The organism is Micromonospora sp. NPDC049107, assembly GCF_040648595.1.
GTDB lineage: Bacteria > Actinomycetota > Actinomycetes > Mycobacteriales > Micromonosporaceae > Micromonospora.
The window spans coordinates 278,834-296,969 of sequence record NZ_JBEZEC010000007.1 but is presented as its reverse complement, the minus strand read 5'-3'; the positions used below and the strand labels follow the sequence as shown (position 1 = coordinate 296,969).

The following is an 18,136-nucleotide window of genomic DNA, read 5'->3' as shown; positions in this document are numbered from 1 at the left end:
TCCCGGTCACTTGTCGATGTCGCCGACCACGAAGAACATCGAGCCGAGGATGGCGATCAGGTCCGGTACGAGGCAGCCGGGCAGCAGGGTGGCCAACGCCTGCACGTTCGCGTAAGACGCGGTGCGCAACTTCAACCGCCACGGCGTCTTCTCACCCCGCGACACCAGGTAGTAGCCGTTGATGCCGAGCGGGTTCTCCGTCCAGGCGTACGTGTGGCCCTCCGGCGCCTTGAGCACCTTCGGCAGGCGGGTGTTGATCGGCCCGGTGAGCCGGTCCACCCGGTCCAGGCACTGCTCGGCGAGGTCCAGCGACGCGTACACCTGGTCGAGCAGCACCTCGAAGCGGGCGTGGCAGTCCCCGGCGGTCTTGGTGACCACCGGGACGTCCAGCTCGTCGTACGCCAGGTAGGGGTCGTCGCGGCGCAGGTCCAGGTCGAGGCCGGAGGCGCGGGCGACGGGCCCGGACGCGCCGAACGCGGCGGCGTCGGCGGCGGACAGCACGCCCACTCCGACGGTACGGGCCAGGAAGATCTCGTTGCGCCGGATCAGGTGGTCCAGGTCGGGCAGCCGTCCGCGTACCTCGCCGATGGCCGCACGGGCTCGTCCCGTCCAGCCGTACGGAACCTCTTCCTTGAGGCCGCCCACCCGGTTGAACATGTAGTGGATCCGGCCCCCGGAGACCTCCTCCATCACCGCCTGGATGGTCTCCCGTTCCCGGAACGCGTAGAAGACCGGTGTGATCGCGCCGATCTCCAGCGGGTACGAGCCGAGGAACATCAGGTGGTTGAGCACCCGGTTCAGCTCGGCGAGGGCCATCCGCAGCCAGGTGGCCCGCTCGGGCACCTCCATGCCCATCAGGCGTTCCACGGCGAGCACCACGCCCAGCTCGTTGGAGAACGCCGACAGCCAGTCGTGCCGGTTGGCCAGCACGATGATCTGCCGGTAGTCGCGTACCTCGAAGAGCTTCTCCGCACCCCGGTGCATGTAGCCGACGATCGGTTCGCAGGCGACCACCCGTTCGCCGTCGAGCACGAGCTTCAGTCGCAGCACGCCGTGCGTCGACGGGTGCTGCGGGCCGATGTTGAGCACCATGTCGGTGCCGAGCTGCTGACCGCCGGTGCCGGCGACCAGCCCGGCCCCGGTGCCGACGGTCAGTTCACGGAGGTCCCCGGCGTCGGTGCTCATGCCCGTCATCGTGCCACGGCCGTCGGTAGCCCGATGCCGACCGGTTGGCGCAGCCACCAGTGCCCGCCGAGCCCGGCCGGGTCGGTCAGCTCGGCCACCGCCGACGCCGCGGCCAGCGCCCGCACGTAGCCGGCCGGGTCGGTGCCGGCCAGGCTGAGCGGCGGTCGACCGCCGTCGGCCCCGAGCGCCCGCAGCGCCTCGGTCTGCAAGCTCAGGGAGTACGCGCACCGGGCGACCGCTGCGCCGGCGGAGGCGACCGAGTCCATGGCCACGTGCGCGGTGACATCGCTCGACGCGTCCGGCACCGGAGGCACCTGCCGCCCACCCCGGTAACCCGTCAACGTCCCATCCACCGGCCGCCCCTCCCGCAGGTGCCCATAGTCGACCGCCACCGCCAACCCGCGCCTGATCCTGCCCACCGCGTACCCCCAGGCTTCGTCGCGTGGTCTGCCGATTTCTGCGCGGTGGTCGGTGTGTGGGGTTTCCGGGCAGCCCGGCCGGCTCCGGGCGGTCAGGCTTGATCCCTGCGCCGGCCGGGCTGCCCGGAAACCCGACCCGCTTCCGCTCGTCGCGTCCGTCGAGGCCGGACCACCGGTCACGTCACGGTCCGCACCGCGAGGGCTCGCCGGACTGGGCCACCAGGTGGTCAGCCAATCAAGATCAGCAGTGCTGACCGGCCCGCCGACCGTCTCCACCCCGGTTGACGGTTCGACCAGCACATACCGCCAGCCACCGTCGGCGTGCACCGCAACGTCGAGCGGCACGTTGTCCAGCCACTCGGTCGCCAGCAACAGTCCGGTGATGCCGTCGGGGATCTCGGTGGTCCAGTGGATCTCCTTGGGCAGGTTCTCCGGGCGGCTGGCGTACTCGACTGCGGTGAAGCGGATCCGTTCCGCGAGCGACCGACGACCGGCGACCCACGACGGCCCATCGGGTGACCGACGGACGGCGGCCGCAGGAGTCAGGGTTTCCGGGGAGCCCGCCCACGCAGGGATCAAGCCTGACCGCCCGGAGTGGGCGGGCTCCCCGGAAACCCCGACCGCGCCCCCGGCGGAGTGGGCGGGCTCCCCGGAAACCCCGACCGCAAGCTCGACGGAGTCGGCGGGCTTCCCGGAAGCCCCGGTGGCGTCTTCGGACGCGAGAAGGCGGCGCAGGGCTAGCAGCAGCTCCCCGCGCCCAGCCCCGACGTCGACCACGTCCAGCCGTGGTGGATGGCCGAGGGCGGAGTCGACCTGCGCGAGGAGGCGCAGCAGCGCGGTGGCGAAGGCGGGGGAGGCGTGCACGCTGGTCCGGAAGTGGTCGGCCGGTCCGGTGCCGGCCACGAAGAAGCCGTCCGGCCCGTAGAGGGCCTGGCTCATCGCGTCCCGCCACGGGATCGGCATCAGCGAGTGCGGAGTGCGGAGGGCGTCACCGTGCCGACCCTACGGCCACCGGTCCGGTGCCGGCTTGCGATCCCCGTCGCGCGGCCGTGCGGGTTCACGCCCGGAAGTAGTGCCCCTCGTCGAGGTCGGCGATCAGCCCGGGGTGGGTCGGGGTCCAGCCCAGCAGGTCGCGGGTGACGGTGGACGAGGTCGGGTTGTCCATCTGCGCGAATCGCTCCAGGAAGCCGAAGTACTCGCCCGCCTCGTCGGCGTCGATGCTCCGGACCGGGATGTCGAGGTTGCGGCCGATCGTCTCGGCGAGCTGCCGGAAGGGGACTCCTTCATCGGCGGTGCCGTGCAGGCGTGCGCCGGCCGGCGCCTTCTCCAGGGCGAGTCGGTACAGCACGGCCGCGTCCAGCGTGTGCACGGCCGGCCACCGGTTGGCCCCGTCGCCGACGTACGCGGCGTACCCGTGCTGTCGGGCGCTCGCGATGATGGCGGCGATGAAGCCGTACCGGTCGAGTGAGCTGTGCACCGTGGGCGCGAGGCGGACGACGCAGGAGCGCACTCCACGGGAGGCGAGGCCGACCACGAAGTTCTCCGCGTCGATCCGGTAGCCGCCGCCCGGGAAGGTGTCCCGCTCGGTGCCGGGGCGACCGACGATGCCGCCCATCACCAGCATGGCGGTGCCACTCGTGCCGACCAGGGGCTTGCCGGAGTCGGCCAGGCCGTCGGCGAGTGCCGTGAGGGCGTCCAGGTCGACCGAGGCCGCGCCGGCGAGGTCGCCGTTGAGCATGAGGTCGTGGCGGAACGCCAGGTGGATCACTCCGTCGGAGGCGGCCGCCTCGTCGCGGAGCACGTCGAGGTCGGACAGGTCGCCCCGGCGGGCCTCGCCGCCGAGCTTCTCGATGGCGGCGGCGGAGGTGTCCGAGCGGGCCAGGCCGACGACGTGGTGCCCGGCGGAGAGCAGTTCCGGTACGACCGCCGAGCCGAGGTGGCCGGAGGCGCCGGTGACGAATACGCGCATGGTGGGTCCTTCGTGAGTGCCGATGTCACATTGCGACATCACCGTACCGCGCCTGATGTCATCGTGCGACATCCCAAGCGAAGCAATGTCGCAATGTGACATCGGATACCATCGGGGGCATGGCTCGCTGGCAACCCGACGCGCGTGGCCGCCTGGAGGCGGCCGCCTTCGAGCTGTTCCGGGAGCGCGGCTTCGACCAGACCACCGTCGCCGACATCGCCGAGCGGGCCGGTCTCGACAAGCGCACCTTCTACCGACTCTTCGGCGACAAACGCGAAGCCCTGTTCAGCGGCAGCGGGCACCTGGAAGAGGTGCTGGTCAAGGCGGTGGCAGAGCTGGACGCCGGCCCCTTCGACGCGGTGGTGGCGGCCTTCGGTCGGGTGGCCGAGGAGGTCTTCGCCGACCGCCTGGAACTCGTCCGGGCCCGACAGGCCATCATCGAGAGCAGTCCGGAGCTACGGGAGCGCGAACTGCGCAAGACGGATTCGCTGGCTGCCGCGGTCACCGCCGCCCTCCGCGCCAAGGGCTTCGCCGAGACCACGGCCACCCTGGCCACCGTGTCGGGTGCCACGGTCTTCCGGGTCGCGTACGCCCGCTGGATCGCGCCCGGCAGCGACGCCTCGCTCAGCGACCTGATCGCCGAGGTGGCCGCCGAACTGCGTGCGATCACGTCACCCTCGGGCTCGGATCAACAGATCGTGGACGGTTTCCGTTAGCCGCTAACGGAACTGCCCACGATCTGCCCGCCGTGCCGGAGTGGTGAAGGTTTTCACACATGCTTGTCCCGGTTCGGCGAGCCGGGCGCATACTTGCGATCGACCGGTACCCCTTCTCGAGGACTGGATCGTCGTCATGAGCGCACCGTTGCGCCCGCGTCCGGCCGCCCCCCACGGGCCTGCCGGGTCGTGGGATCGCGCCGACACCGGCGCCCGCGCCACCTCCCGCCCACTCACCGTCGGTGTCGTCGGCGCGGGCCGCGTCGGGGCCGTGCTGGGCGCGGCGCTCGCCGCCGCCGGGCATCACGTGGCCGCCGTCGCCGGTGAATCCGGGGCCAGTCGCGCCCGCCTCGCGCTGCTGCTGCCCGACGTGCCCCGCCGCCCGGTCACCTCCGTCGCCCGCGCCGCCGCCGACCTGCTGCTGATCGCCGTGCCGGACGACGCGCTGGCCGAGGTGGTCGCCGATCTCGCCGAGCGTGGCGCCCTGCGCCCGGGTCAGGTGGTCGCGCACACCTCCGGCGCGCACGGTCTGGCCGTGCTGGCGCCGGCCGCCGCGCTCGGCGTCCGGCCGCTGGCCCTGCACCCCGCCATGACCTTCACCGGTACGCCGGACGACCTGGCCCGCCTCGACGGAATCTCGTACGGGGTCACGGCCCCGGCCGACCTGCGCCCGCTGGCCGCCCGGCTCGTCACCGACCTGGGCGGCGTCCCCGAGTGGGTGGCCGAGGCGGACCGCCCGCTGTACCACGCCGCGCTCGCGCACGGTGCGAACCACCTGGTGACCCTGGTGAACGAGGCGACCGACCGGCTGCGTGACGCCGGGGTGGCCCGTCCGGAGAAGGTGCTCGCTCCGCTGCTGCGGGCCGCTCTGGAGAACGCGCTACGCCTCGGCGACGACGCGCTGACCGGTCCGGTCTCCCGGGGCGACGCGGGCACGGTCGAGCGGCACCTGGCCCGGCTGACCGCCACCGCGCCGGAGTCGGTCCCCGCCTACCTGGCGCTGGCCCGGCGTACGGCCGACCGGGCGATCGCCGCCGGCCGGCTACGACCGGTGGACGCGCAGTCGCTGCTCGGGGTGCTCGCCGGGACGGATCGGGAGGTGGCGGCATGACGCAGGTGGTGCATACCCGTGCCGAGCTGAACGAGGCCCGGGGCGCCCTGAAGGGCACCGTCGGCGTGGTGATGACCATGGGTGCCCTGCACGAGGGGCACGAGACGCTGCTGCGCGCGGCCCGGGAACAGGCCGACCACGTCCTGGTGACGATCTTCGTGAACCCGTTGCAGTTCGGGCCGAACGAGGACTTCGACCGCTATCCGCGCACCCTCGACGCCGACCTGGAGGTGTGCCGGCGGGCCGGCGCCGACCTGGTCTTCGCTCCGTCGGTGGCCGACATGTATCCGGACGGTCAGCCTCGGGTACGGCTGGACCCGGGGCAGCTCGGCGCCGAGTTGGAGGGCGCGAGCCGTCCCGGCTTCTTCCACGGTGTCCTCACGGTGGTCCTGAAGCTGCTCCAGCTCACGCGCCCCCACCTGGCGTTCTTCGGCGAGAAGGACTACCAGCAGCTCACCCTGGTCCGGCGGATGACCAGGGACCTGGACGTCCCGGTCGAGGTGATCGGCGTACCGACGGTCCGGGAGCCGGACGGGTTGGCGCTGTCCAGCCGCAACCGCTACCTGAGCGAGCCCGAGCGCGCGGCGGCGCTGAGCCTGTCCGCCGCGCTGCGGGCGGGGGCCCGGGCCGCCGACGACGGCCTGGACGCGGGCGAGGTGCTGACCGCCGCGCACGCCGCGTTCGGCGCCGGTACGCCCGGGGCCCAGCTCGACTACCTGGTGCTCACCGATCCCGAGCTGGAGCCCGGGCCGGTGTCCGGGCCGGCCCGCCTGGTGATCGCCGCCTGGGTGGGCACCACCCGGTTGATCGACAACGCGGCAATCCGTCTCGCTCCTCGTCCCTGACCTCGTCCGTACCCCCACCACCCTTTGCGAAAGGCCAGTCCGATGCTGCGGACCATGCTCAAGTCGAAGATCCACCGCGCCACGGTGACCCAGGCCGACCTGCACTACGTCGGTTCGGTGACGGTGGACGAGGACCTGCTCGACGCCGCCGACCTGCTTCCCGGCGAGCAGGTCGCGATCGTGGACATCACTAACGGCGCCCGACTGGAGACGTACGTCATCCCAGGTGCGCGGGGCAGCGGCGTGATCGGCATCAACGGTGCTGCCGCGCACCTCGTACACCCCGGTGACCTGGTCATCCTGATCTCGTACGCGCAGATGGACGACGCCGAGGCCCGGTCGTACCGGCCGCGGGTGGTGCACGTGGACGCCGACAACCGGGTGGTCGAGCTGGGCACCGATCCGGCGACGGCAGCGCCGGGCACGGCCGGTGACCCGGTACCCAACCCGCTCGCGCTGTCCGGAGTCTGATCTCGCGCGCGGAGATTCCGGTCTGTCACCGGAAGGTCATTTCCGGTTACCCTGGGCACGCTGGCGGAAGCCGGTAGGTGGCTGGGGGAGGCCGCGATGCGCCGTGCCATGACGACCCTGTTCGCCACTGCCGTCACGGCAGTGTTGCTGGTGGGCTGTGCCACCTCCGGTGGGCTCGACGGCGACCTGACCGACGACTGGGCCGCGTTGCCGCCCGCCACGGCCTTCACGCCGGCCGCCGGGGTGTGCCAGGCCGCCGACTTCGTCGAGGTGGTCACGCTGGCCGCGTACCAGCCGATCGACTGCGCCGGCCCGCACCGGGTGGAGACCGTGCACGTGGGGGCGTTCCCCACCGAACGGCCCGCCGCGCCGGCCACCGGCTCGGTGGAGTTGCGCGGCGCGTTCGCCGAGTGCGACACCCGGGCCTCTGCGTACGTGGGCGACGACTGGCGGGCCGGGCGACTGCGGCTGTCGGTGGCGCTGCCCTCCGGGCCGGGTTGGACGGCCGGCGCCCGCTGGTACCGGTGCGACCTCACCGAGTTGACCACGGTCGAGACGGCGGCCACGGTGGTGGTTCGCTCGGGCAGCCTGCGGAACGCGTTGAAGGGGGCCAGCGGGCTGCGGTTGGGCTGTCAGCAGACCCGCGCCGGGGCGGGACGCGGTGTGCAGACGCTGGTCCCGGTGGAGTGCGCCGGCCGGCACGACGCCGAGTTCGTCGGGGTGTGGCGCGCGCCGGACAAGCCGTACCCGGCCAAGAACGCCGACTGGGCGCCCCTCTACGACGGCTGTCGCAGCGTGCTCGGCCGCTACGTGGGTGTGCCGGACGACTCCGACCTGCGGTTCCGCAGCGGGGTCGTGGTGCGCCCGCCCGGCGCGGGGCGCTGGCGTGTCGGTGACCGGGGGGTCCGCTGTTACCTGTGGTTGAGCGACCGTACGGTCACCGCGTCGTTGAAGGGCGCCGGCCCGGCCGGCCTGCCGGTGCGGACGAAGTGAGCGGCTCGGCGCGGTCCCGATCGGACGGGGTTGCCCAAACCACTCGTTGAGCCCCCGCCGCCCCGGGCGAGGATCGTTCGGGTTGACTGGTGGGATGGACCTTCCGACCGTCGACCTGCCGGCCCTGCCCAGACTGCTGGCCGCGCCCGAGCCCGGCTGGGTGGAGACCACCGACGTGATCGTGGTCGGGTCCGGGGTGGCGGGGCTGACCGCCGCGCTGCACCTGCGGGAGGCGGGCCTGCACGTCACCGTCGTCACCAAGGTCAACATCGATGACGGCTCGACCCGGTGGGCGCAGGGCGGCATCGCGGCGGTGCTCGACCCGGCGGACACGCCGGCGGCGCACGCGCGGGACACCGAGATCGCCGGTGTGGGGCTCTGCGACCCGGCGGCCGTCCGGGTCCTCGTCGAGGAGGGGCCGACCCGGCTGCGGGAGCTGATGCGGATCGGCGCCGAGTTCGACCGCCATCCGGACGGCTCGTTGATGTTGACCCGCGAGGGTGGGCACCGGGCGGACCGGATCGTGCACGCGGGCGGCGACGCGACGGGCGCGGAGGTGCAGCGGGCCCTGCACGCCGCGGTGCAACGCGATCCGTGGATCCGGCTGGTCGAGCACGCCCTCGTGCTGGATCTGCTGCGCGCGCCCGGTGACGGCCCGGACGGCCTCGGCCCGGCCTGCGGGATCACCCTGCACGTGCTCGGTGAGGGCAGCGAGGACGGCGTGGGCGCGTTGCTGGCCCGGGCGGTGGTGCTGGCCACCGGCGGGATGGGGCAGGTCTTCGCGGCCACCACCAACCCGGCGGTCTCCACGGGCGACGGGGTGGCGCTGGCGCTGCGGGCCGGCGCGGCGGTGACCGACGTCGAGTTCGTGCAGTTCCATCCGACCGCGCTGATCACCCCCTCCGGCGGCGGGGTGCCCGGCGCCGGGCACGCGCAGCAGCCGCTCGTCAGCGAGGCGCTGCGCGGCGAGGGCGCGTACCTGGTGGACGGCGACGGCAAGCGGTTCATGGTGGGCCAGCACGAGCTGGCCGAGCTGGCCCCCCGGGACGTGGTGGCCAAGGGCATCCACCGGGTGCTGCTGGCCAGCGGCGCGGACCACGTCTTCCTCGACGCCCGGCACCTGGGCGGCGACTTCCTGGCCGCGCGCTTCCCGACCATCGTGGCGTCCTGCCTGGCGATCGGCGTGGACCCGGCCGCCGACCTCATTCCGGTCGCTCCGGCCGCCCACTACGCCTCCGGCGGGGTCCGCACCGACCTGCGGGGCCGCACGTCGATCCCCGGTCTGTACGCCTGCGGCGAGGTCGCCTGCACGGGCGTGCACGGCGCGAACCGGTTGGCCAGCAACTCGCTGCTGGAGGGGCTGGTGTTCTCCCGGCGGATCGCCGACGACATCGCGGCCGGCCTGCCCGAGCAGGCCCAGCCGGCGGACGTCGGCGCGTGGCGCGGGGGTGCGGGCTGGGTGGTGCCGGCCGAGGCGACGCCGACCCTGCAGCGGGCGATGACGCGTGGCGCCGGGGTGCTGCGCTCGGCCGCGACACTGGCCGGGACGGCTGCGACGCTCACGGAGCTGGGCGCGGCGCGGGGTCGACCCCGGACCGCCGACTGGGAGGCGACGAACCTGCTCACGGTGGCGTCGACGCTCGTCACGGCGGCGTACGCGCGCGCCGAGACGCGAGGGTGCCACTGGCGGGAGGACTTCCCGACGGCCGACGAGCGGTGGCGGGGCCACCTCGTCGGGTCGGTCGGGGCGCAGGGCGCGGTGACGCAGCAGTGGGAGGAAAATTCATGATCGAGTCGACTCGGGTGGCGTTGCGGACGGCCGGACTGGACCCGGACCAGGTACGTCGGGTGGTCGAGACCGCACTGGTCGAGGATCTGGGGCCCGATTTCCTGGACGTGACCAGCGTGGCGACCATCCCGGCCGAGCAGACCGACACCGCCGACCTGGTGGCCCGCGCCGACGGTGTGGTGGCCGGGCTGGCGGTGGCCGCCGCCGTGTTCGAGCTGGTGGGCGAGGTGACGGGCTTCGGTCGTACCGTCGAGGTGTCGATGTCGGCCCGCGACGGCGAGCGGGTGGCCCGCGGCGACGTGCTGGCGACGGTGGCCGGCCCGACCCGGTTGCTGCTGACGGCCGAGCGGACGGCGCTGAACCTGCTCTGCCGGATGTCCGGGGTGGCCACCCACACCCGGGCCTGGGCGGACGCGCTGGCCGGCACGAAGGCGATGGTGCTGGACACCCGCAAGACGACGCCGGGCCTACGGGCGCTGGAGAAGTACGCGGTGCGGGCCGGCGGCGGCACCAACAAGCGGATGGGCCTCTACGACGTGGCCATGATCAAGGACAACCACAAGCTGGCGGCCGGCGGCATCACGGCGGCGTACCGGCGGGTCCGGGAGTCGTTCCCGGAGGTGCCGGTGCAGGTCGAGGTGACCACCGTCGCCGAGGCCGTGGAGGCGGTGGAGGCGGGGGCCGACTTCCTGCTCTGCGACAACATGACTCCGGAGTTGCTGGCCGAGGCGGTGGCCGCGGTGGGCGACCGGGCGGAGCTGGAGGCCACCGGCGGGCTGACCCTGGAGGTGGCGGCCCGCTACGCGGCCACCGGTGTCGACTTCCTCTCGGTGGGCGCGTTGACCCACTCGTCGCCGATCCTGGACATCGCGATGGACCTGCGCACCGAGTAGTTGTCTAGGCTGCGACAGTGCTGCTCTGCATCGACATCGGAAACACCAACACCGTGCTGGCGACCTTCGACGGCGACAAGCTGGTGCACTCCTGGCGGATCAAGACCGATGCCCGCTCGACGGCGGACGAACTGGGCCTGATGTTCCGGGGCCTGCTCGCCGGGGACAACGTCGAGATCACCGGCGTGGCCGCCTGCTCCACGGTGCCGGCGGCGCTGCGCTCGCTGCGGACCATGCTCGGCCGCTACTACGCCGACCTGCCGAGCGTGATCGTCGAGCCGGGCGTGCGGACCGGGGTGCAGTTGGCGATCGACAACCCGAAGGAGGTGGGCGCCGACCGGGTGGTGAACACGCTTGCGGCGTTCACCCTCTACGGCGGGCCGTCGATCGTTGTGGACTTCGGCACCACCACCAACTTCGACGTGATCAGCGGCCGGGGCGAGTTTCTGGGCGGGGCGTTCGCCCCGGGCATCGAGATCTCCTTCGACGCGCTGGCCGCCCGTGCTGCCCAGCTCCGCAAGGTCGAGGCCACCAAGCCCCGCTCGGTGATCGGCAAGAACACCGTGGAGTGCCTCCAGTCCGGCCTGTACTTCGGCTTCGCCGGGCAGGTGGACCGGATCGTCGAGCGGATGACCGAGGAGTTGGGCGAGGTGCGGGCGGTGATCGCCACCGGCGGCCTCGCCTCCCTGGTGATGAACGAATGTCGCAGCCTCACCCACCACGAGCCGATGATCACGCTGATCGGCCTGCGGATGGTCTACGAGCGCAACCTCTGACCGGTCAGCGGCGTCGGGCGCGCAGCACCAACGTCCGGTACGGCAGCTCGACGGTTTCCCGGCCGGCCAGGGCGGGGTGGCTGTCCAGCAGGTCGGCCAGCTCGCGCGCGACCCGCCGCTGATCGCCGGCCGAGGCGGTGAGCCAGTACGAACGGGTGCGGATCATGCCCAGCACCTCGTCCGGGGTGAGGACCGTGCGGTGCCCGAACTCGCGCGCCTCGATGGCCGTGAACCCGTTTCCGAAGTCGGTGTTGTGCTGGACCAGCTCGGCCGACTTGTCGTCGAGGTGGGCGATCCTGCCCAGCTCCGCCACCCATTCGACGCTGTCGTCCCGGATGTTCCAGATGGGGGCGAAGAGGCCGCCGGGGCGCAGCACCCGGGCGATCTCGGCGTGCGCGGGCTCCCGGTCGAACCAGTGGTACGCCGTCCCGACCAGCACCGCGTCCGCCACGCCGTCGGGCAGCGGCACGGCCTCCGCGCTGCCCGCCAGCGCCGTCGTGCCCGGCGTGGAGACCGCGAGTTGCGTCCGCATCCCCGGATCAGGCTCCACGGGTACGACGTGGAAGCCCAGAGCCTGCACGGCGCGCGTCAGGATGCCGGTGCCGGCCCCCAGGTCGACAACCTGCCCGCCCTCGCCCAGGCCGTCGAGGGCCCACCGGAGCGCCGCGGCGGGATAGGTGGGTCGGAACCGGTCGTAATCGCTCGCCGCGGCACCGAAGGAGAGGGCGTGAGTGGGATCGACCATGACGGGCAGTATCCGGTAACGGCCCCCGGAGCGCTTGAGTACGCTCGGGCCTGACCCCCTGTATCTCCCGTGACGAGGAAGCGTGCCGTGAGCGAGCAGAACGCCGTGCCAGTGGACCCCGCCGACGACCTTCCCGAGCAGATGAAGGTCCGCCGGGAGAAGCGGGACCGGATGCTCGCCGAGGGCGTCGAGCCCTACCCGGTCGGTTTCCCGCGGACCACCACGCTGGCCGAGATCCGTACCCGCTACGCCGAGCTGCCCACCGACACCGCCACCGGCGACGAGGTCTCGGTCACCGGCCGGGTGATCTTCGTACGCAACACGGGGAAGCTCTGCTTCGCGACCCTGCGGGACGGCGACGGCACGGAGTTGCAGGCGATGCTCTCCCTCGACCGGGTCGGCGCGGAGCGGCTGGAGGCCTGGAAGCGCCTCGTCGACCTGGGTGACCACGTCGGCGTGACCGGCGAGGTGATCACCAGCCGCCGGGGCGAGCTGTCGGTGCTGGCGCAGCGCTGGGAGATGACCGCCAAGGCGCTGCGGCCGTTGCCGGTGGCGCACAAGCCGCTCTCCGAGGAGGCGCGGGTCCGGCAGCGCTACGTGGACCTGATCGTCCGCCCGCAGGCCCGGCAGATGGTCCGTACCCGCGCGGCGGCGGTACGCAGCCTGCGCGATTCACTGCACGGTCAGGGTTTCATCGAGGTGGAAACTCCGATGCTGCAACTCCTGCATGGTGGTGCGGCGGCCCGACCGTTCGTGACCCACAGCAATGCGTTGAGCACCGATCTGTATCTGCGAATCGCGCCGGAACTGTTTTTGAAGCGCGCCGTCGTCGGTGGCGTGGATCGCGTCTTCGAGATCAACCGCAACTTCCGTAATGAGGGTGTCGACTCTTCGCACTCGCCGGAGTTCGCGATGCTGGAGACCTACCAGGCGTACGGGGACTACGACACGATCGGCGAGTTGACCCGCAATCTCGTGCAACAGGCGGCGATCGCGGTGAGCGGCTCGACGCTGGTGACCCACGCCGACGGGCGGGAGTTCGACCTGGGCGGCGAGTGGCGATCGGTGTCGCTGTTCGGGGTCCTTTCCGAGGCGCTCGGCGAGGAGGTCACGGTCCGTACCGAACGCGCTCGGCTGGTCGAGTACGCGGACAAGGTGGGATTGGCCGTGGACCCGAAGTGGGGCCCGGGCAAGCTGGCCGAGGAGTTGTTCGAGGAACTGGTCGTCCCCGGCCTGCAGGCGCCCACCTTCGTACGCGACTACCCGGAGGAGACCAGCCCGCTCACCCGGGCGCACCGCAGCGAGCCGGGGCTGGCCGAGAAGTGGGACCTCTACGTCCTCGGTTTCGAGCTGGGCACCGGGTACTCCGAGCTGGTCGACCCCGTGGTGCAGCGGGAACGGCTGGTCGCCCAGGCGCAGCTCGCGGCCCGGGGCGACGACGAGGCGATGCGTCTCGACGAGGACTTTCTCCGGGCCATGGAGTACGGAATGCCGCCCGCCGGGGGTATGGGAATGGGAATCGACCGCCTGTTGATGGCCCTGACCGGCCTCGGAATTCGGGAAACGATCCTCTTCCCGTTGGTCCGCCCGGAGTAGTCGTCCGCCGACTCCCAGCGAGTCGTAACGGCATCCTATTGACGGGGCGAGCAGCACGGGGGTTATTGTGCTCTCATTAGCAGGAGCGCCCTGCTCGAAAGGAATGTGGGACGTGGCCAAGCAGATCATTCACAAGCTGGTCGATGACCTGGACGGCGGGGACGCGGACGAGACCGTCAAGTTCGCGCTCGACGGCGTTCAGTACGAGATCGACCTGTCCGGCGCCAACGCCGCGAAATTGCGCGACGTATTCGCGCCGTACGTGGGTGCCGGCACCAAGGTTGGTCGGGGTGGCGTGGTGATCGGTGGGCGGGCCGCCCGCGGTCGCGGTGGCGCCACCGCCGACCGGGAGCAGAACAAGGCGATCCGGGACTGGGCCAAGAAGGCCGGCAAGGACATCTCGGACCGCGGTCGTATTCCGCAGGAGATCGTCGACGAGTTCCACGCCAAGCGCTGATCTCGTTCAGCGCAGCGGTGGCGGCGGCCACCGCGGGGCGACACCGACGCCGGGCCGGAGCTTCCTCCGGGCCGGCGTCGCCGTCTTTCCACCCCGTCGGGGCCGCGTGCGGTGGTCGGGTCGCGGGCGGGAATGTCGGGCGGACCGGGCGACGTTGTCCACAGGCGGTGGAGAAGTTTTCCACAACCTGTGGATGACCGCCGAGACGCCCCGCTGGGCCTCTCCGGGCCTCTCTGGGCCGCTCCGGAGGCGGCGGAGGGCTTCTCCGTGGCCCACCGGATTTCGCTCTACGCGTAGCGACAGGGGTACCGGAACACCTCCTGAGCGCGGACGGTTGTGCAAAACGACGTGGAACTGACCCGGACCGGAGAGACACGACCTCAGCCGAGTCGGTCAGCGACGATAGAGTAAGGAGGCACGGACGCCCGTCCCGGACGTTCGTGCACCGGCCCCGCCAAGATCTTGACCATCAAGGCGCACGGCATGTGAGGAGCACGAGGGCATGTTCGAGCGGTTCACCGACCGAGCGCGACGGGTTGTCGTCCTGGCCCAAGAAGAGGCCCGGATGCTCAACCACAACTACATCGGTACGGAACACATCCTGCTGGGCCTGATCCACGAAGGTGAAGGCGTCGCGGCAAAGGCCCTGGAGAGCCTCGGCATCTCCCTGGAGGGCGTCCGTCAGCAGGTCGAGGAGATCATCGGCCAGGGCCAGCAGGCGCCGAGCGGGCACATCCCGTTCACGCCGCGGGCCAAGAAGGTGCTGGAGCTGTCGCTGCGCGAGGCGCTGCAGCTCGGCCACAACTACATCGGCACCGAGCACATCCTGCTCGGGCTGATCCGTGAGGGCGAGGGCGTCGCCGCCCAGGTGCTGGTCAAGCTCGGCGCCGACCTCAACCGGGTCCGCCAGCAGGTGATCCAGCTCCTCTCCGGCTACCAGGGCAAGGAGCCCGCCGCGGCGGGTGCCGCGCCGGGTGAGGCCGCGCCGTCGACCAGCCTGGTGCTGGACCAGTTCGGCCGCAACCTGACCCAGGCCGCCCGCGAGGGCAAGCTCGACCCGGTCATCGGGCGCGAGAAGGAAATCGAGCGGGTCATGCAGGTGCTCTCCCGCCGTACCAAGAACAACCCGGTCCTGATCGGTGAGCCCGGCGTCGGTAAGACCGCCGTGGTGGAGGGGCTTTCCCAGAAGATCATCAAGGGCGAGGTGCCCGAGACTCTGAAGGACAAGCAGCTTTACACGCTCGACCTGGGTGCGCTGGTCGCGGGCTCCCGCTACCGCGGTGACTTCGAGGAGCGCCTCAAGAAGGTGCTCAAGGAGATCCGCACGCGGGGCGACATCATCCTGTTCATCGACGAGATCCACACCCTCGTGGGCGCGGGTGCCGCCGAGGGCGCGATCGACGCCGCCAGCATCCTCAAGCCGATGCTGGCCCGTGGTGAGCTGCAGACCATCGGCGCCACCACGCTCGACGAATACCGCAAGCACCTGGAGAAGGACGCCGCTCTCGAGCGCCGGTTCCAGCCGATCCAGGTGGGTGAGCCGTCGCTGGCGCACACCATCGAGATCCTCAAGGGCCTGCGGGACCGTTACGAGGCGCACCACCGGGTCTCGATCACGGATGCAGCCTTGGTGGCTGCCGCAACTCTGGCCGACAGATACATCTCGGACCGCTTCCTGCCGGACAAGGCGATCGACCTGATCGACGAGGCCGGCGCCCGGATGCGGATCCGTCGGATGACCGCGCCGCCAGACCTGCGTGACTTCGACGAGCGCATCGCCCAGGTGCGTCGCGACAAGGAGTCCGCGATCGACGCGCAGGACTTCGAGCGCGCCGCCCAGCTGCGCGACAAGGAGAAGCAGCTCCTCGGTCAGAAGGCGCAGCGGGAGAAGGAGTGGAAGGCCGGTGACCTGGACGTCGTCAGCGAGGTCGACGACGAGCAGATCGCCGAGGTACTCGGCAACTGGACCGGTATCCCGGTCTACAAGCTGACCGAGGAGGAGACCTCGCGCCTGCTGCGCATGGAGGACGAGCTGCACAAGCGCGTCATCGGCCAGGAGGACGCGGTCAAGGCGGTCTCGAAGGCGATCCGGCGTACCCGGGCCGGCCTGAAGGACCCGAAGCGCCCGTCCGGCTCGTTCATCTTCGCCGGCCCGTCCGGTGTCGGTAAGACCGAGCTGTCCAAGGCGCTCGCCGAGTTCCTCTTCGGCAGCGAGGACGCCCTCATCCAGCTGGACATGTCCGAGTTCCACGACCGGTACACGGTGTCCCGCCTCGTGGGTGCCCCTCCCGGCTACGTCGGTTACGACGAGGGCGGGCAGCTGACCGAGAAGGTGCGTCGTCGTCCGTTCTCGGTGGTCCTGTTCGACGAGATCGAGAAGGCCCACCCGGACGTGTTCAACACGCTCCTGCAGATCCTCGAAGACGGTCGGCTCACCGACGGTCAGGGCCGGATCGTGGACTTCAAGAACACGGTCATCATCCTGACCACCAACCTGGGCACCCGCGACGTCGCCAAGGCGGTGTCGCTGGGCTTCCAGGCCTCGGAGGACTCCGAGTCGAACTACGACCGGATGAAGCAGAAGGTCAACGACGAGCTCAAGCAGCACTTCCGGCCTGAGTTCCTCAACCGGATCGACGACACCATCGTCTTCCACCAGCTGCGCCAGAGCGAGATCCTCTCGATCGTGGACATCATGATCCAGCGGATCGAGGGCCAGCTGCGCAACAAGGACATGGGTCTGGAGCTGACCGACAACGCCAAGAAGTACCTGGCGGCGAAGGGCTTCGACCCGGTGCTCGGTGCCCGTCCGCTTCGTCGCACGATCCAGCGCGACATCGAGGACAACCTCTCCGAGCGGATTCTGTTCAACGAGCTGACCCCCGGTCAGATCGTGGTGGTGGACTGCGAGGGCGACCCGAACGACATCGACAAGTCCAAGCTCGTCTTCCGGGGTGCGGAGAAGCCGGTCGAGGTTCCGGACGCCGTTCCGGCCGACCTCGGTGGCACCGCCGCCGGCACCGCGGCAGCGGCGACGGACGAGGTGGCATAACCAGCAGCACAGGGGGCGGGGCTCCGGCGGCGTAAGCCACCGGGGCCCCGCCCCTTTCTGCGCGCTGCCCCACTCCGTCGGCGGCGTTCCCACACCCGCGTCGGGCCGGCCGGGAGCGCTGGATCGAGGGTGATCTGGCGTCCGAGCGTAGGGCCCGGCGGGTCAGGTGATCAGGTTGGCGGCGGGGGTCGACGGGCCGTCGCCGGCGAGCCGGAACGAGTCGGCCCCGACGGGCTCCACGAGTCCGTCCTGCACCAGGCCGGCCAGTGCGCGGGCGCGCTGCACGTCGTCGGTCCACACCTGGTCGAGGCGCTGGTGCGGGACCGGCCCGGTGGTCTCCCGGAGCACCCCGAGCAGCAGTCCACGTACCTGTCGGTCGGTGCCCGCGTACCGCTGGGGACGGCGGGTGGGGCCGGTCGGTGGCGCCTGCCCGGAGGCCCGCCAGGCGCAGACCGACTCGACCGGGCAGGCCGTGCAGCGCGGCGCGCGGGCGGTGCAGAGCACCGCGCCCAGCTCCATGAAGGCGGCGCTGGCCAGCGCGGCGGCGGCGGGCTCCGGGGGCAGCAGCTCCTCGGTGGCGACCAGGTCGGCCGGGCGGGTGACCGGGCCGGCGTCCGGCTCACCGGCCACGGCTCGACAGACCACCCGTCGGACGTTGGTGTCGACGACCGGGTGTCGCTGCCCGAACGCGAACGCGGCCACCGCGCGTGCCGTGTACGTGCCCACGCCGGGCAGCGCCAGTAGCTGTTCCAGTCGGTCGGGCACCTGGCCGCCGTGTCGGTCCACGATGGCCACCGCACACTCCCGCAGTCGGACGGCGCGGCGCGGATAGCCGAGCCGCCCCCACATGCGGATCGCCTCGGCCGGGGTGTCCGCCGCCAGCGCCGCCGGGTCGGGCCAGCGGGCCAGCCAGGCGTGCCAGGCCGGCACCACCCGGACCACCGGCGTCTGCTGGAGCATGACCTCGCTGACCAGGATGGCCCACGGGGTCACGTCGGGTTCCCGCCACGGCAGGTCACGGGCGTGCTGCTGGAACCATCGGCTGACCAGCGCGGCGAAATCGGGTTGAGTCATGGCGTCGTCGATGATGTCACGCGGTCCGGTCCCGCTGGTTGGGCG

Annotated in this window: 16 protein-coding genes; 11 read left to right on the top strand and 5 right to left on the bottom strand. The window is 71.6% G+C overall.

Annotated features, from left to right (window positions below):
• Positions 1 to 6: 6 nt before the first annotated feature.
• From AB0B55_RS19300 to AB0B55_RS19290, 3 genes are all read right to left on the bottom strand, one after another.
• Positions 7 to 1,194, bottom strand: coding sequence for an NADH-quinone oxidoreductase subunit D (locus AB0B55_RS19300; protein WP_357172599.1), 1,188 nt, complete (start codon positions 1,192 to 1,194; stop codon positions 7 to 9).
• Positions 1,191 to 2,567 carry an SAM-dependent methyltransferase gene (locus tag AB0B55_RS19295; protein ID WP_357172597.1) on the bottom strand — a complete coding sequence of 459 codons (1,377 nt, stop codon included), beginning with the start codon at positions 2,565 to 2,567 and terminating at the stop codon, positions 1,191 to 1,193. Before AB0B55_RS19295 ends, AB0B55_RS19300 begins: the two co-directional genes overlap by 4 nt.
• 94 nt (positions 2,568 to 2,661) lie before the next feature.
• Positions 2,662 to 3,573 (bottom strand): SDR family oxidoreductase, encoded by a 912-nt coding sequence (locus AB0B55_RS19290; protein ID WP_357172594.1) that lies wholly within the window; start codon positions 3,571 to 3,573, stop codon positions 2,662 to 2,664.
• A 119-nt stretch (positions 3,574 to 3,692) separates the two neighbouring features.
• Here AB0B55_RS19290 and AB0B55_RS19285 point away from each other — a divergent pair, with 119 nt between their 5' ends.
• The 8 genes from AB0B55_RS19285 (at position 3,693) to AB0B55_RS19250 (ending at position 11,167) form a co-directional block, all read left to right on the top strand.
• Complete coding sequence (locus AB0B55_RS19285) at positions 3,693 to 4,289, top strand: TetR family transcriptional regulator (RefSeq protein WP_357172591.1); 597 nt, start codon at positions 3,693 to 3,695, stop codon at positions 4,287 to 4,289.
• 136 nt (positions 4,290 to 4,425) lie between these two features.
• Entirely contained in the window at positions 4,426 to 5,400 is a 975-nt protein-coding gene (locus AB0B55_RS19280; protein ID WP_357172588.1) for a Rossmann-like and DUF2520 domain-containing protein, read from the top strand.
• Entirely contained in the window at positions 5,397 to 6,245 is an 849-nt protein-coding gene (panC, locus tag AB0B55_RS19275) for a pantoate--beta-alanine ligase (RefSeq protein ID WP_357172585.1), read from the top strand. The genes AB0B55_RS19280 and panC overlap by 4 nt, the downstream gene beginning before the upstream one ends.
• Positions 6,246 to 6,287: 42 nt before the next feature.
• Positions 6,288 to 6,716 (top strand): aspartate 1-decarboxylase, encoded by a 429-nt coding sequence (panD, locus tag AB0B55_RS19270; RefSeq protein ID WP_357172582.1) that lies wholly within the window; start codon positions 6,288 to 6,290, stop codon positions 6,714 to 6,716.
• 96 nt (positions 6,717 to 6,812) lie between these two features.
• Complete coding sequence (locus AB0B55_RS19265; RefSeq protein WP_357128633.1) at positions 6,813 to 7,709, top strand: septum formation family protein; 897 nt, start codon at positions 6,813 to 6,815, stop codon at positions 7,707 to 7,709.
• 94 nt (positions 7,710 to 7,803) lie between these two features.
• Positions 7,804 to 9,498, top strand: coding sequence for an L-aspartate oxidase (locus AB0B55_RS19260; protein ID WP_357128636.1), 1,695 nt, complete (start codon positions 7,804 to 7,806; stop codon positions 9,496 to 9,498).
• Positions 9,495 to 10,391, top strand: a complete 897-nt coding sequence (nadC, locus tag AB0B55_RS19255; RefSeq protein ID WP_357128639.1) for a carboxylating nicotinate-nucleotide diphosphorylase — start codon at positions 9,495 to 9,497, stop codon at positions 10,389 to 10,391. Before AB0B55_RS19260 ends, nadC begins: the two co-directional genes overlap by 4 nt.
• Positions 10,392 to 10,408: 17 nt before the next feature.
• Positions 10,409 to 11,167: a type III pantothenate kinase gene (locus AB0B55_RS19250; protein WP_357128642.1), complete on the top strand. Its 759-nt coding sequence runs from the start codon at positions 10,409 to 10,411 to the stop codon at positions 11,165 to 11,167.
• 4 nt (positions 11,168 to 11,171) lie between these two features.
• On the opposite strand, the gene AB0B55_RS19245 is transcribed toward AB0B55_RS19250, so the two are convergent.
• Positions 11,172 to 11,912, bottom strand: coding sequence for a class I SAM-dependent methyltransferase (locus tag AB0B55_RS19245; protein WP_357172579.1), 741 nt, complete (start codon positions 11,910 to 11,912; stop codon positions 11,172 to 11,174).
• A gap of 87 nt (positions 11,913 to 11,999) precedes the next feature.
• Between AB0B55_RS19245 and lysS the strand changes: the two genes are divergently transcribed.
• The 3 genes from lysS to AB0B55_RS19230 all read left to right on the top strand — a co-directional run bounded on the left by lysS (position 12,000) and on the right by AB0B55_RS19230 (position 17,017).
• Positions 12,000 to 13,508 (top strand): lysine--tRNA ligase, encoded by a 1,509-nt coding sequence (gene lysS, locus AB0B55_RS19240; RefSeq protein WP_357172576.1) that lies wholly within the window; start codon positions 12,000 to 12,002, stop codon positions 13,506 to 13,508.
• A gap of 112 nt (positions 13,509 to 13,620) precedes the next feature.
• Positions 13,621 to 13,965 carry an Lsr2 family protein gene (locus AB0B55_RS19235; protein WP_355051005.1) on the top strand — a complete coding sequence of 115 codons (345 nt, stop codon included), beginning with the start codon at positions 13,621 to 13,623 and terminating at the stop codon, positions 13,963 to 13,965.
• Between the two features lie 502 nt (positions 13,966 to 14,467).
• Positions 14,468 to 17,017 carry an ATP-dependent Clp protease ATP-binding subunit gene (locus AB0B55_RS19230; protein ID WP_357128651.1) on the top strand — a complete coding sequence of 850 codons (2,550 nt, stop codon included), beginning with the start codon at positions 14,468 to 14,470 and terminating at the stop codon, positions 17,015 to 17,017.
• Positions 17,018 to 17,179: 162 nt separating this feature from the next.
• On the opposite strand, the gene AB0B55_RS19225 is transcribed toward AB0B55_RS19230, so the two are convergent.
• A complete protein-coding gene (locus tag AB0B55_RS19225; protein WP_357172573.1) occupies positions 17,180 to 18,091 on the bottom strand; it encodes an A/G-specific adenine glycosylase in 912 nt (303 codons plus the stop codon).
• Between the last annotated feature and the right edge of the window lie 45 nt (positions 18,092 to 18,136).